This is a genomic window from Thauera carbonicopians, assembly GCF_025699485.1.
Taxonomy (GTDB): domain Bacteria; phylum Pseudomonadota; class Gammaproteobacteria; order Burkholderiales; family Rhodocyclaceae; genus Thauera.
This window is the reverse complement of record NZ_JANUXN010000013.1, coordinates 57,842-70,843: the sequence shown is the minus strand read 5'-3', so window position 1 is coordinate 70,843 and position 13,002 is coordinate 57,842. Positions and strand designations below refer to the sequence as shown.

Sequence of the window (13,002 nt, the reverse complement as noted above, 5' to 3'; positions counted from 1 at the left end):
AATACGCGGGCCGACACCCTCCGACACGCATTATGACAGACACCACGATGCCGGCTGCCGGCAATGGCGAACCCGCCAAGGCCTGGTCCGGCCGCTTCACCGAACCCGTTTCCGACCTCGTCAAACGCTACACCGCCTCGGTCATGTTCGACCAGCGCATGGCCCGCCAGGACATCCGCGGCTCGCTCGCCCACGCCAGGATGCTGGCGAAGCAGGGCATCATCGCCGCCGCCGACCTTGCCGACATCGAACGTGGCATGGCACAGATCCAGGACGAGATCAAGCGCGGCGAATTCGCCTGGAACCTCGACGACGAGGACGTCCACCTCAACATCGAGAAGCGCCTGACCGCGCTGGTCGGCGACGCCGGCAAGCGCCTGCACACCGGCCGCAGCCGCAACGACCAGGTCGCCACCGACATCCGCCTGTGGCTGCGCGATGCGATCGACCAGATCCTGGCGCTGATCACCGAATTCCAGGACAGGCTGCTCGACGTCGCCGAAGCCAATGCCGACACGCCGATGCCCGGCTTCACCCACCTGCAGGTCGCCCAGCCGGTCACCTTCGGCCACCACCTGATGGCCTACTACGAGATGAGCCGACGCGACGCCGAGCGCTTCGCCGACTGCCGCAAACGCGTCAACCGCCTGCCGCTCGGCGCCGCCGCGCTGGCCGGCACCAGCTATCCGATCGACCGCGAATTCGTCGCCGCCGAACTCGGTTTCGACGAAGTCTGCTTCAACTCGCTCGACGCCGTCAGCGACCGCGACTTCGCCATCGAGTTCTGCGCCGCCGCCGCGCTGCTGATGACCCACCTGTCGCGCCTGTCGGAAGAGCTGATCCTGTGGATGAGCCCGCGCGTGGGCTTCATCGACCTCGCCGACCGCTTCTGCACCGGCAGCTCGATCATGCCGCAGAAGAAGAACCCCGACGTGCCCGAACTGGTACGCGGCAAGACCGGCCGCGTCAACGGCAGCCTGATCGCGCTGCTGACGCTGATGAAGGGCCAGCCGCTGGCCTACAACAAGGACAACCAGGAAGACAAGGAACCGCTGTTCGATACCGCCGACACGGTCATCGACACGCTGCGCATCTACGCCGACATGATCACCGGCATCCGGGTCAAGGCCGAGGCCATGCGCGGCGCTCTGAGCCAGGGCTATGCCACCGCCACCGACCTCGCCGACTATCTGGTGAAGAAGGGCCTGCCCTTCCGCGACGCGCACGAAGCCGTGGCGCTGGCGGTGCGCGCAGCCGACGTCAAGGGCTGCGACCTGCCGCAGTTCTCGCTCGACGAACTGCGCATCGCCATGGCGCATGTACCGGGCGCCGCCGAGCGCCTGGGCGAGGACGTGTTCGGCGTGCTGACCGTCGAAGGCTCGCTCGCCTCGCGCAAGCACGTCGGCGGCACCGCGCCGGAGCAGGTGCGGGCAGCGATCGCGCGCGCGCGCAAGCTGCGAGGCTGACCGAACCCCATGGCGGTGGAGCGGATAGGAAAGTACGAGATTCGCCGCCAGCTCGGCGAAGGGGCCACCAGCGTCGTCTTCCTGGCCTGGGACCCCTTCAACCAGCGGGAAGTGGCGATCAAGCAGCTGCGCCGCGACGTGCTCAACGATCGCAACCGCGGACGGCTCTACCGCCAGCTCTTCCTCAACGAATCCGCCTTCTCCGGCCGCCTGCACCATCCGCACATCGTCCAGATCCATGACGCCGCGGTGGACGACGACAACGCCTACGTCGTCATGGACTACGTGCCCGGCGGCACGCTGGAGCAGCTGACCCGCCCCGGCTCGCTGGCCAGCTTCGAACGCATCATCGAAATCGTCTTCAAGGCCACCCGCGCGCTGGACTACGCTTTCCACCAGGGCATCACCCATCGCGACATCAAGCCGGCCAACATCCTGCTGATGACGCCGGAAAGCAGCGGCATCCGCATCTCCGACTTCGGCTCGGCACTGGCCACGGCGCGCGAGACCACGCAGATCTCGGGCATCGGCTCGCCGGCCTACATGTCGCCCCAGCAGGTTCGGGAAGTGCCGCTCGACCATCGCACCGACATCTATTCGCTTGGTGTGGTGATGTTCGAGCTGCTGACCGGCCGCCTGCCCTTCGAAACCAGCAACAACTACAGTCTGCTGTACCGCATCGCCCACGACGTCGTGCCGCGCCCGTCCGAACTGCGCCCCGAGGTCCCCGAAGCGCTCGACGCCATCGTCCGCCGCGCCACCGAGCGCGACGTCGACCACCGCTACCAGAGCTGGGCCGAGTTCTCGCACGACCTGGCGCTCGCCTTCCGCAACCGCAGCGTGGAAGTCGCGCGCGGCTCGATACCCGAAGCCGAACGCTTCGAGGCCTTGCGCGCAATGCGCTTTTTCCGCGAGTTCTCGGACGCCGAGCTGTGGGAAGTGCTCCGCCTGTCGCAGTTCAGCCAGGTGCAGCCCGGCACCGTGATCATGAAGGAGGACGAAGGCGGCGACTCGATCTGCTTCATCATCGACGGCGAAGCGCAGGTCAAGAAACGCGGCCGCCTGCTCAACGTGCTGACGGCAGGCGAATGCTTCGGCGAAATCGCCGTCTTCTCGGCCGCTGCGGGCATACGCTCGGCCTCGGTCACGGCAAGCACGGCGACCAGCCTCGTCACGTTGCGCGCCCGCGCCTTGCGCCGTGCCAGCGACACCTGTCGCATGCACTTCTACAAAGCCTTTCTCGAAGTCCTGGCCACCCGCCTGTCGCTGGCCAGCGCCCGGATCGCCAACCTGTGACACATCCAGCCCTGCCAACGGTCGAGGCCGCGATTCGCCAGCGCCTCGGCAACCGCTTCGGCATCCGCAGCGCTCACGCAAGCAGCGCCGGCATCAGCACCACGATGGTCGTCACGGGCGACAGCGAACGCTTCTTCGTCAAGCTCGGCAGCGCCGACCGGCTGCCGATGTTTGAAGCCGAAATCGACGGCCTGCTCGCGCTCGCCGCCGGCAGCTTCCGCACGCCGACTCCGATTGCCAGCGGCAGCGACGGCGACGCACATGCTTTCCTGGTACTGGAACATCTCGAGCTGCATCCGCTGCAATCTGCCGAGGACGGCGTCCGCTTCGCCGATGCCCTGATCGCACTGCACCAGGCCACCGGCCCGCATTTCGGCTGGCGACGCGACAACTTCATCGGCAGCACGCCGCAACGCAACCCCTTCGCCGACAACTGGGCGCTATTCTTCACCGAACACCGCCTGCGCCCGCAATTCGCCCTCGCCCGCAGCAAGGGATTCGGTGGCGAACTCCAGAAGCAGGGCGAACGCCTGTTCGACCGCGTGCCGGCACTGTTCCTCGACTACCGACCGCGCGAAAGCCTGCTGCACGGCGACCTCTGGCACGGCAATGCCGTGATGCTCGCCGATGGCACACCGACGATCTACGACCCCGCCGTGCATTACGGCGACCGCGAGTCCGATCTCGCCATGAGCGAACTGTTCGGCGGCTTTCCGGGCAGCTTCTATGCCCGCTACCGTGCCGGCTGGGCACTCGACGAAGGCTACGAGACCCGCAAGCAGCTCTATGGTCTGTACCACATGCTGAACCATCTGAACCTGTTCGGACGGGGCTATCTGGGCGAAGCCCTGCGTCTCGCCACACGCCTGAATGCCGCGCTGTCGATGTGGCGCACCTGACAGGCACTCTTTCGTGCGGCACAGCCGGATTGTCGGGATTTCTTACACCAGAAATGCGAAACTGAATTCCGCCTAAAAAAAATTCATGTTATTCAACGGGCTGAGAATTTTCTTGGCATCCGGGCGTGAAATTTGCTACACCGATATCAGACTTCGCTCTCGGGTTTGGAACCCGAGCCGATATAATTGCTCAAACACAGCCAGAAATTCGAAGAGGTTGAACATGACACACGCTCCCCGGAACGACTCCACCGAGCAGCGACGACGCCTGCTGAAGGGTGCATTGGGCGCCTCTACCGTTGTCACGCTTGGATACGGCGCACCGGCTGCGGCAGCCTCGCTCGGTTGCGTAGCCAATGTGCGCGAAAACGGGGGCTACCCGACTGAAGATTACCAGATCACTACGCTGGCTCCAGATTCCTCGACCCGCCCGGATAATGGCCCAACATGGGCGTGGAAGGCAGTCTCGCCCGCTCCCGATGTCTTTTCATATCAGGTTCCAGGCCAGCAAGAGTTCGAAGGCTTCACATTCGAAGGCAAAGTCTATCGAGCCGAAGAGGCTGTGAAAGCAATCGAGGTGCCCGGAGCTACGCGGCTCAACGGTGTTCAGCAACCCATCAGGCAGCAACCCGTGTGGGTTCTTGTCTACTTCGCTGACGACGGAACGGAATCCGGTACCTACCCGGGAGTCTTAGCGGCCGAGGAAGGCGCCACGCCCGCCCAACAATCTTGCCTTGCCTCTCTCACACCAGGGGGCGGGCCCGGGGGCGCACCCGCGAATTACACCTATGGTGGCTGATCGCCGATGACAGCACCCGGCCCCTGCGCTTGGCTCGAACGCCACTGCCCGTCCTTCGGCGGGCAGTTTCTTTTTCTGGATCCACTTTGGTGGGGTACTCACCAGCTCAGCGAAGGTGCGGCACTGGTTCTGCATGAAGCCGCCGAAGCCATCGAGACCGGGCATTTCGAGGATTTCCTGCGTGACGTCGATGCTGCCGGGGGCTGGCCGCCAGGCCTGGAAAGACTGGCCCGCACGCTCACGATCCTGGGCGCCCCCGTCCCGGTGAATGGGTGAGCATGCCGGCATACCGCGTGCTCGATGTCGGTGCCGCGCGCATCGGGGTGTACTCACCGATCGCCCGCTTCCACGCCGATCTGGACACCGTCTATCCGCACCAGAGCCGCGAAGATCCGGCAGCCTTTGCCGACGTGCGCGTGTCCCTGCTGCCCGACGCCCCCTTGTTGCGGCCATGGAAGCGCCAGGTATCGCTCTGGTCCGAAGCCACCCGCCCTTTCGACCCCTACCCGCGCGACAGCGCGCTGCCGCTATTCGAATGGGGCGGCAACTGGCTGATCGCCCAGCGTCTCAATGCCTACCTGCTGCTCCATGCCGGCGTCGCCGCCCGCAATGATCGCGCGCTGATCCTGCCTGCAGCACCCGGCTCCGGCAAGAGCACGCTCACCTGCGCGCTGCATCTGGCCGGCTGGCGGTTTCTGTCGGACGAGTTCGGCGTGATCGACCCCGAATCCGGTCTGGTGCTGCCGCTGATCAAGCCGGCGGCACTGAAGAACCGCTCGATCGAGGTGATCGGCGCACACCCTGGCGCCGTCCTCGGTCCGGTTTTCCCGGGAACACGCAAAGGCGACGTCGCCCATTTCGTGCCCGGCCGCGACAGCCACGACGGCCGGCACCGCCCTGCCCGCCCGCGCCTCGTCGTCTTTCCGCGCTACCAGGCCGGCGCAACGCTGTCATGCACACCGGTCCCTGAAGCCGAGGCGGCCATGCGGCTCGGCCTGAACAGCTTCAACTACCGGGCGCTAGGGACCGTCGGCTTTCAGGCCGTGATCCGGCTCGCCCGCGAATCTCATGCCTGGGAACTAGTATACGACAGCCTGGACAGTGCCATCGAAACCATCGAAAACCTGCTGGAGCGTGCACCATGAGCATGTCGGCCCGCTCCGCAACCCGGCTTCTGCTGCAGGGCATCGCAGGTCCGCTGCAACTGGCTGAATCGGACTGGGAATACGTCCTCCGCCTTGCCCGCATGAGCGGCCTGCACGGCCGGCTGGCCGCTGCCAACAAGGACAATCCCGCACTGCCCGCTCCCATTCGCCGCCACCTGCTGTCGGCCGAACGGATGTGTGCCTTCAACCAGCAGATGCTGAAAGGCGAGCTTTCGAGCCTGGCGGAGCTGTGCGACGGGCAGTTCCCGGTCGTGCTGCTGAAGGGGAGCGCCTATTTCCTGCAGGGCCACGCCTTCACCCGCGGCCGTTTCGTGTCCGACGTCGATCTGCTCGTTCCTCGCGAACACCTTCGCAGCATGGAACAGCGCCTGCGGTCTGCAGGATGGAAGCCGGCCGAACTCGACCCCTACGACGAACGCTATTACCGGGACTGGAGCCACGAAACACCGCCGATGCGTTTCCCCGGGCACTTCCTGGAAGTGGATCTGCACCACGCGATCACACCGGTGACCACACGCCTGCGCTTCGATCCCGCACCCTTGTTCGAGACCAGCCAAGCGCTGCCCGGCACCCCTTTCCGCGCCCTGTCGCTCGAGGACCAGGTGCTGCACGCCTGCCTGCATTGCTTTCAGGACGGGGATCTGTCGCTCAGGCTGCGCGAGGTGGCCGACATCGACGGCCTGCTGCAGAGCGCAGCCGGGCTGCACGGATTTGCCGAGTGCCTGGCCGATCGTGCCGCACGCCTCGGCCTGCAGCGCCCGCTATGGTATGGCCTGCACTTCGCCCATGCCTGGATGGGAACGCTGCAGGCGCAGGAGGTGCTGGCAAGGCTCGAAGCGCCGCCGGCCGTGTGCCGCGCGGCGATGGAACGGCTGGTCCCGCTGGCCATGCTACCGTCGGATCCAGATTTTCCGCCGTCGGCGGGAGTGCACCTCGCCCGGCTGGCCATGCTGACCCGCTATCATCTGCAGCGCATGCCCTTGCGTATGCTCCTGCCTCACCTGGCGCGGAAAGCCGGCTTGCGCATGCGCAGCCGTTTCGCCGGCCACGCCCCCGCACAAAATGCATGAAGCCAGCCCTCGGGCTGGCTTCGATCGATGCACTTCCGACGGGCCTGTTCAGTGCCAGGACAGACCCCGGTTTTTGGCAACTTTCAATCCGCGCCGTCGACACCTGCATCCTTCAGCATCTGCTGCAGCTCGCCGTTCTGGTACATCTCGCGCATGATGTCGCTGCCGCCGACGAATTCGCCCTTGATGTAGAGCTGCGGAATGGTCGGCCAGTTGGAGAATTCCTTGATGCCCTGGCGGATCTCGTCATCGGCCAGCACATTGACCGCCAGCACTTCCTTCACACCACAGGCCTTCAGGATCTGGACGGCGGCCGACGAGAAGCCGCACTGCGGAAACTGCGGCGAACCCTTCATGTAGAGAACCACATCGTTGTTGGTGACCTGGTCGCGAATGACGTCTTGAATGCTCATGATTGGGGCCATCAAAAGTTGAGTTTAATAGTCGGGTAATTTTAGGATGGGTGGTGTTCAGCGTCAATGCACCCACAATGGGCATGCCGCAGCACTTCGTGGATTCAGTCACGCCCCAGCCAGCGGCCGCCCGAGACCCGCTCGATGCCGGCGATGTCCTTCCACGAGGCGATTTCCGCAAACCCGGCATCCGCCAGCAGGCTGCGCACGGCAGCGGCCTGATCATAGCCATGTTCGAGGAACAGGCGGCCGCCGTCTGCCAGGCGGGCAGGCGCCTGCATGACGATTTCCTGCAGATCGTCGAGCCCGGCAGGGCCCGCGGCCAAGGCGCCCGGCGGCTCGAAGCGCACGTCGCCCTGGTCCAGATGCGGGTCGCCCGCGGCGATGTAGGGTGGATTGGCGACGATGAGGTCGAAGCGCTCGTCGCCCAAGGAGGCGAACCAGTCGCTCTGGACGAAGGAGACGCTGGCGCCGAGGCGGGCGGCATTGGCCATCGCCACCCACAGGGCTTCGCGCGAGCGGTCGATCGCGCTGACATCGACCTCGTCGAGTTCCAGCGCCAGCGTGATCGCCAATGCCCCGCTGCCGGTGCCCATGTCCAGCACACGAGCAGCCTTGCGGTCGGAAAAATATGCGATCGCCAATTCGACCAGCAATTCGGTATCCGGGCGAGGGATCAGCACCGCAGGCGTGACCATGAACTCGCGGCCGAAGAACTCACGCATGCCGACGAGATAGGCAACCGGCTCACCGATCACACGGCGCTCGACCAGCGCGCGATACGCTGCCCAGTCTTCTCCATCCAGCATCTGCTCCGGCCAGGCCACCAGCCGTGCCGCCGGGCACTGCAGCACGTGGCGCAGCAGCACGCGTGCATCCATCAGATCGATACGCATCCTCGCCCACGCCAGGGCGCCGGCGATGTCGGTTCGATCGGGGGCGGAGCCCGGCGTGTTCTCCGTCATCACTCTTCAGCCAGGGCGGCAAGCAGTTCGGCCTGATGCTCGAGCGTCAGCGCATCGACCAGTTCGTCGAGCTCTCCCTGCATGACCGCTTCCAGCTTGTACAGCGTGAGGTTGATGCGATGGTCCGTCACCCTGCCCTGCGGGAAGTTGTAGGTACGGATGCGCTCGGACCGGTCGCCGCTGCCGATCAGGCTCTTGCGCTGCGCCGCCTCCGCGCTCTGCTGGGCGCGCACCTTGGCATCGTGGAGCCGCGCCGCCAGCACCGACATGGCCTGGGCCTTGTTGCGATGCTGGGAGCGGTCGTCCTGGCATTCGACGACGATGCCAGTCGGGATGTGCGTGATGCGGACGGCGGAGTCGGTCTTGTTGATGTGCTGGCCACCGGCTCCGGAAGCCCGGAACGTGTCGATGCGCAGATCGGCCGGGTTGATCTCGACCGCCGCGACCTCGTCCGCTTCGGGCAACACGGCGACGGTGCACGCCGAGGTATGGATGCGCCCCTGGGTTTCGGTCGCCGGCACACGCTGCACGCGATGGCCGCCCGACTCGAACTTCAGTTTCGAGAACGCGCCGTTGCCGGCGATGCGGACAATCACTTCCTTGTAGCCGCCCAGGTCGGATTCGCTCGCCGACACGATCTCGACTTTCCAGCGCTGGCGCTCGGCATAGCGCGAATACATGCGCAGCAGGTCGCCGGCGAACAGCGCCGCCTCGTCGCCGCCGGTACCGGCACGGATCTCGAGGAAGAGATTGCGTTCGTCGTTGGGATCGCGCGGCAACAGCGCACGCTGCAGTTCGTCTTCCAGCGTCGCGATGCGTGCTTCGCCCGCTTCCAGTTCCAGCTCCCCCAGTTCGCGCATTTCGGGATCGGCCAGCAACTCGCGCGCAGTATCCCGATCCGCTTCGGCCTGTACGTAGGACGCATACAGCACGACCACCGGCTCGATCTCGGCGCGCTCCCGCGACAGATCGCGAAAGGCATTCATGTCATGCGCGCCATCCTCGGCCGCCAGGGCACGGTCCAGTTCCTGCAGGCGCGCTGCAAGATGTTCGAGTTTGTCGCGGATGCTCTGTTTCATGGCTGGATGACGGCTGTCGGCCCGCAGTTGCGGGCCCGAGCGCAGGCGTGCTGCGCTAGCCCTGGTGGGGGAGATTGAAAAGCTGACGCACGAACTGGCCGGCCTCGGCCTTGTGCGCGACCTCCGCCTGATTCAGATAGCGGGTCGGGCCGTGCATCAGCTTGTTGGTCAGACCGTGCGACAGCGCCTCGAGCACCTTCTGCGGATCGTCGCCCTTGGCCAGCAAGCGCACCGCACGCTCCAGTTCGGCCTGGCGCAGGCTCTCGGCATGTTCCCGCAGTGCCCGGATCGCCGGCACGGTCTCACGTGCCGACATCCAGTGCAGGAAGCCGTCCACGCGCATGTTGATGATCTGTTCGGCCTCGACCACCGCCTGCTGGCGCGACTCCATGCCGGCATCGACCACTTGGGCGAGATCATCGACGGTATACAGGAAGATGTCGTCGAGCTCGGCGATCTCCGGTTCGATGTCGCGCGGCACGGCAAGGTCGACCATCACCATCGGGCGGTGGCGGCGCGCCTTCACGGCCCGCTCGACCATGCCCAGGCCGACGATAGGCAAGGGTGCCGCAGTACAGGACACGACCACGTCGAAGCGCGACAGCATGTCACCGATCTGGTCGATGCGCATGGTCTGCGCGCCGAAGCGGGAAGCCAGCGCGAGCGCACGCTCTTCCGTGCGGTTGGCCACCGTCATGGATTTCGGCTGAGCCCCGGCGAAATGCGCTGCGCACAGCTCGATCATCTCGCCCGCGCCGATGAACAGCACGTGCTGATCGCTCACGCTCTCGAAGATCCGCTCGGTCAGATGCACCGCCGCCGCCGCCATCGACACCGTATTGGCGCCGATCGCGGTGGTCGAACGCACTTCCTTGGCCACCGCGAAGGTGTTCTGGAACAGCTTGTGCAACAGCGTGCCCAGCGTACCCGCCTCCTCGGCCCGGCGCGCGGCATCCTTGACCTGGCCGAGGATCTGGGGCTCACCGATGACCATCGAGTCGAGGCCGCTGGCAACGCGGAATACGTGGCGGATCGCATCGCGCTGCGGATAGGCGTACAGATAGGGCGACACGTCGTTGAGCGCCACCTGATGGAAGCGCGCCAGCCAGTCGGCCGCATGCTGGGGCTGCTCGGCAGCGAAATAAAGCTCGGTGCGGTTGCAGGTCGACAGGATCGCCGCCTCCCGCACCGAATCCGCATGGGCCAGATCGTGCAGCGCCTGGCCCAGCCTTTCCGGCTGAAACGCAACGCGCTCGCGAATCGCAAGCGGCGCTGTGTGATGATTCAGGCCAAGGGCGTAAAGCTGCATTCGGAATCAGGCGGTTCAGCACGCTTCGATGGAGAGGTACGCATTATAGCACCCAGGCCTACAGGCAAAAATTGAGCGGAATCAGCCTGTTTCCCTGCTCCACCGGCAGCTCGCACATCGCCTGCATGAGGACGGAGAGGCGCTTCAAAAGCAAAAAGCCCGATCGCAAGGACCGGGCTTTTTGCTTGAACGAATTCCGTGGTGGCCAGGGACGGAATCGAACCGCCGACACGCGGATTTTCAATCCGCTGCTCTACCAACTGAGCTACCTGGCCGAAGAGGTGTGCATTATAGCCTGAATTCATTCGAGGTCAAGCATTACCTGTCAGCAGCCCTTCTTTTTTCCTTCGCCTGAATCAGGCCGTCCAAAAACCGACAGGCGGTGGGCCTGAGCCCACCGCCTGTCGTATTGCCTTCCCGGCAGCCCCTCTTCAGTGAAGGAGGGGCATGGACCGGGGTTTAGTGGCTCGAAGCCGCCGCTGCACCGATACCGGTTTCGGAACGCACACGCTGGGCCAGGTAGCCGGCGCGGTCCGCCTTGGCACGGGCGCTGTTGTCGAGGATCGAGAACAGCCAGATGCCGAGGAAGCCGGCGGTCATCGAGAACAGCGCGGGCGAAGTGTAGGGGAACAGCGCCGAACCCTTCGGGTTGCCGAGCGTGGCTTCCCACACCGACGGCGACACCACGGTGAGGCCCACGGCCGTGATCAGGCCGATGAAGCCGCCGATGGCCGCACCACGCGTGGTGCAATCCTTCCACAGCACCGACATGAACAGCACCGGGAAGTTGGCCGACGCGGCGATGGCGAAGGCCAGCGACACCATGAAGGCGATGTTCTGCTTCTCGAACGCAATACCCAGGATCACCGCGATGACACCCAGCACGATGGTAGTGATACGCGACACGCGCAGTTCGGAGGCGGAATCGGCATTGCCCTTCTTGAACACCGTGGCGTACAAGTCGTGCGACACCGCCGAGGCGCCCGACAACGTCAGGCCGGCCACCACCGCGAGAATGGTCGCGAAGGCCACTGCCGACATGAAGCCGAGGAAGATGTTGCCGCCGACCGCGTTGGCAAGGTGGATCGCCGCCATGTTACCGCCGCCCTTCAGCACGCCATTGGCGTCGAGGAACTCCGGATTGTTCGACACCAGCACGATCGCACCGAAACCGATGATGAAGGTGAGGATGTAGAAGTAACCGATCCAGGTCGTGGCCCAGAACACCGACTTGCGTGCTTCCTTGGCATCCGGCACGGTGAAGAAGCGCATCAGGATGTGCGGCAGACCCGCAGTACCGAACATCAGCGCCATGCCGAAGGAGATCGCCGAGATCGGGTCCTTGATGAAGGAGCCCGGCCCCATGATCAACTGAGCGAGCGCACTGGCCTCTTCCGGCGACTTGCCGACCGCGATCGCGGCATCAGCCTTGACCTTGACGGAAGCGGCGAACAGCTGCTCGGGCGAGAAGCCGTAGTTCATCATCACCATGAAGGCCATGAAGGACGCGCCCGACAGCAGCAGCACCGCCTTGATGATCTGCACCCAGGTAGTCGCGGTCATGCCGCCGAACAGCACGTAGATCATCATCAGCGCACCGACGATCACCACCGCCATCCAGTACTCGAGGCCGAACAGCAGCTTGATGAGCTGGCCGGCACCCACCATCTGGACGATCAGGTAGAAGGCCACCACGACCAGCGTGCCCGAGGCCGCGAAAGCGCGGATCGGGGTCTGTTCGAAGCGATAGGCAGCCACGTCGGCGAAGGTGAACTTGCCGAGGTTGCGCAGCTTTTCCGCCATCAGGAAGGTGATGATCGGCCAACCGACGAGGAAGCCGATCGAGTAGATCAGGCCGTCGTAGCCGCTGACCATGACCGCGGCGGAAATACCGAGGAAGGACGCCGCCGACATGTAGTCGCCGGCGATGGCCAGGCCGTTCTGGAAGCCGGTAATGCCGCCGCCGGCGGTGTAGAAGTCGGCCGCCGACTTCGTCTTCGACGCCGCCCACTTGGTGATGAACATGGTACCGGCGACGAAGGCGCCGAACATGATGATCGCGGTCCAGTTGGTGGCCTGCTTTTCGGCCTGACCGAGATCACCGCCGGCAGCCAACGCTGCCGCCGACAGCAGGGCGAGGGCGAGGCCTCCGCCCAGACGTGCATAAGAACCCATCATTTGCCGGCCTCCTTGACGATTTCCTCGGTCAGGGCGTCGAACTCCGAGTTGGCACGACGCACATAAATGCCGGTGATGATGATGGTGAAGAGAATCACCCCGAAACCGACGGGAACGCCGAGCGTCATCACCCCTTCACCCAGGCGCTGATGGAACAGCTCCTTGTCGAAGGCGATGATCGCGGTGTAGCCGTAGTACACGAGCAGCATGATGATCGTCAGCGTCCAGCCGTAGCGGGTACGCGTACTGACCAGCTTCTGATACTTGGGATTGGCGACGATCTTCGCCACCGTATTGCTTTCCATGTCTCCCTCCTACTTGTTTGAACAAACCGGGCATCCACCGGCTGGACTCAAAAGTAT

13 protein-coding genes and 1 tRNA gene are annotated in these 13,002 nt (G+C 64.8%); 7 read left to right on the top strand and 7 right to left on the bottom strand.

Translation table 11 applies throughout. The annotated features are described in order from the left end of the window. The first annotated feature begins 32 nt into the window (after positions 1–32). From argH to NX068_RS15355, 7 genes are all read left to right on the top strand, one after another. The gene (argH, locus tag NX068_RS15385) at positions 33–1,466 is read left to right on the top strand and encodes an argininosuccinate lyase (protein WP_263462131.1); all 1,434 of its coding nucleotides are present in this window, start codon (positions 33–35) and stop codon (positions 1,464–1,466) included. A 9-nt stretch (positions 1,467–1,475) separates the two neighbouring features. After that, a complete protein-coding gene (locus NX068_RS15380) occupies positions 1,476–2,762 on the top strand; it encodes a serine/threonine protein kinase (protein WP_263462130.1) in 1,287 nt (428 codons plus the stop codon). Next, the gene (locus NX068_RS15375; protein WP_263462129.1) at positions 2,759–3,661 is read left to right on the top strand and encodes a fructosamine kinase family protein; all 903 of its coding nucleotides are present in this window, start codon (positions 2,759–2,761) and stop codon (positions 3,659–3,661) included. Before NX068_RS15380 ends, NX068_RS15375 begins: the two co-directional genes overlap by 4 nt. A gap of 223 nt (positions 3,662–3,884) precedes the next feature. After that, on the top strand, positions 3,885–4,460 hold the full coding sequence (locus tag NX068_RS15370) for a hypothetical protein (RefSeq protein ID WP_263462128.1): 576 nt from the start codon (positions 3,885–3,887) through the stop codon (positions 4,458–4,460). 6 nt (positions 4,461–4,466) lie between these two features. After that, a complete protein-coding gene (locus NX068_RS15365) occupies positions 4,467–4,736 on the top strand; it encodes a hypothetical protein (RefSeq protein WP_263462127.1) in 270 nt (89 codons plus the stop codon). Positions 4,737–4,738: 2 nt separating this feature from the next. Continuing rightward, the gene (locus NX068_RS15360) at positions 4,739–5,605 is read left to right on the top strand and encodes an HprK-related kinase A (protein WP_263462178.1); all 867 of its coding nucleotides are present in this window, start codon (positions 4,739–4,741) and stop codon (positions 5,603–5,605) included. Beyond that, positions 5,602–6,696: a nucleotidyltransferase domain-containing protein gene (locus tag NX068_RS15355; RefSeq protein ID WP_263462126.1), complete on the top strand. Its 1,095-nt coding sequence runs from the start codon at positions 5,602–5,604 to the stop codon at positions 6,694–6,696. Before NX068_RS15360 ends, NX068_RS15355 begins: the two co-directional genes overlap by 4 nt. 83 nt (positions 6,697–6,779) lie before the next feature. On the opposite strand, the gene grxD is transcribed toward NX068_RS15355, so the two are convergent. From grxD to NX068_RS15320, 7 genes are all read right to left on the bottom strand, one after another. Continuing rightward, on the bottom strand, positions 6,780–7,109 hold the full coding sequence (grxD, locus tag NX068_RS15350; RefSeq protein WP_263462125.1) for a Grx4 family monothiol glutaredoxin: 330 nt from the start codon (positions 7,107–7,109) through the stop codon (positions 6,780–6,782). A gap of 104 nt (positions 7,110–7,213) precedes the next feature. Continuing rightward, entirely contained in the window at positions 7,214–8,074 is an 861-nt protein-coding gene (prmC, locus tag NX068_RS15345; RefSeq protein WP_263462124.1) for a peptide chain release factor N(5)-glutamine methyltransferase, read from the bottom strand. Then, a complete protein-coding gene (gene prfA / locus NX068_RS15340) occupies positions 8,074–9,153 on the bottom strand; it encodes a peptide chain release factor 1 (RefSeq protein ID WP_263462123.1) in 1,080 nt (359 codons plus the stop codon). The genes prmC and prfA overlap by 1 nt, the downstream gene beginning before the upstream one ends. Positions 9,154–9,208: 55 nt before the next feature. Further along, a complete protein-coding gene (gene hemA, locus NX068_RS15335; protein ID WP_263462122.1) occupies positions 9,209–10,462 on the bottom strand; it encodes a glutamyl-tRNA reductase in 1,254 nt (417 codons plus the stop codon). A 199-nt stretch (positions 10,463–10,661) separates the two neighbouring features. Beyond that, a tRNA-Phe gene (locus NX068_RS15330) sits at positions 10,662–10,737 on the bottom strand. A gap of 184 nt (positions 10,738–10,921) precedes the next feature. After that, the gene (locus NX068_RS15325) at positions 10,922–12,640 is read right to left on the bottom strand and encodes a cation acetate symporter (RefSeq protein ID WP_263462121.1); all 1,719 of its coding nucleotides are present in this window, start codon (positions 12,638–12,640) and stop codon (positions 10,922–10,924) included. Further along, positions 12,637–12,945, bottom strand: coding sequence for a DUF485 domain-containing protein (locus tag NX068_RS15320; protein ID WP_263462120.1), 309 nt, complete (start codon positions 12,943–12,945; stop codon positions 12,637–12,639). The genes NX068_RS15325 and NX068_RS15320 overlap by 4 nt, the downstream gene beginning before the upstream one ends. Between the last annotated feature and the right edge of the window lie 57 nt (positions 12,946–13,002).

Coding starts and splice junctions, on each gene's coding strand:
- NX068_RS15365 (WP_263462127.1), top strand. CDS start 4,467: ATGACAGCACCCGGCCCCTGCGCTTGGCTCGAACGCCACTGCCCGTCC.
- prfA (WP_263462123.1), bottom strand. CDS start 9,153: ATGAAACAGAGCATCCGCGACAAACTCGAACATCTTGCAGCGCGCCTG.
- NX068_RS15370 (WP_263462128.1), top strand. CDS start 3,885: ATGACACACGCTCCCCGGAACGACTCCACCGAGCAGCGACGACGCCTG.
- NX068_RS15360 (WP_263462178.1), top strand. CDS start 4,739: ATGCCGGCATACCGCGTGCTCGATGTCGGTGCCGCGCGCATCGGGGTG.
- NX068_RS15355 (WP_263462126.1), top strand. CDS start 5,602: ATGAGCATGTCGGCCCGCTCCGCAACCCGGCTTCTGCTGCAGGGCATC.
- hemA (WP_263462122.1), bottom strand. CDS start 10,462: ATGCAGCTTTACGCCCTTGGCCTGAATCATCACACAGCGCCGCTTGCG.
- NX068_RS15325 (WP_263462121.1), bottom strand. CDS start 12,640: ATGATGGGTTCTTATGCACGTCTGGGCGGAGGCCTCGCCCTCGCCCTG.
- prmC (WP_263462124.1), bottom strand. CDS start 8,074: ATGACGGAGAACACGCCGGGCTCCGCCCCCGATCGAACCGACATCGCC.
- NX068_RS15380 (WP_263462130.1), top strand. CDS start 1,476: ATGGCGGTGGAGCGGATAGGAAAGTACGAGATTCGCCGCCAGCTCGGC.
- grxD (WP_263462125.1), bottom strand. CDS start 7,109: ATGAGCATTCAAGACGTCATTCGCGACCAGGTCACCAACAACGATGTG.
- NX068_RS15320 (WP_263462120.1), bottom strand. CDS start 12,945: ATGGAAAGCAATACGGTGGCGAAGATCGTCGCCAATCCCAAGTATCAG.
- argH (WP_263462131.1), top strand. CDS start 33: ATGACAGACACCACGATGCCGGCTGCCGGCAATGGCGAACCCGCCAAG.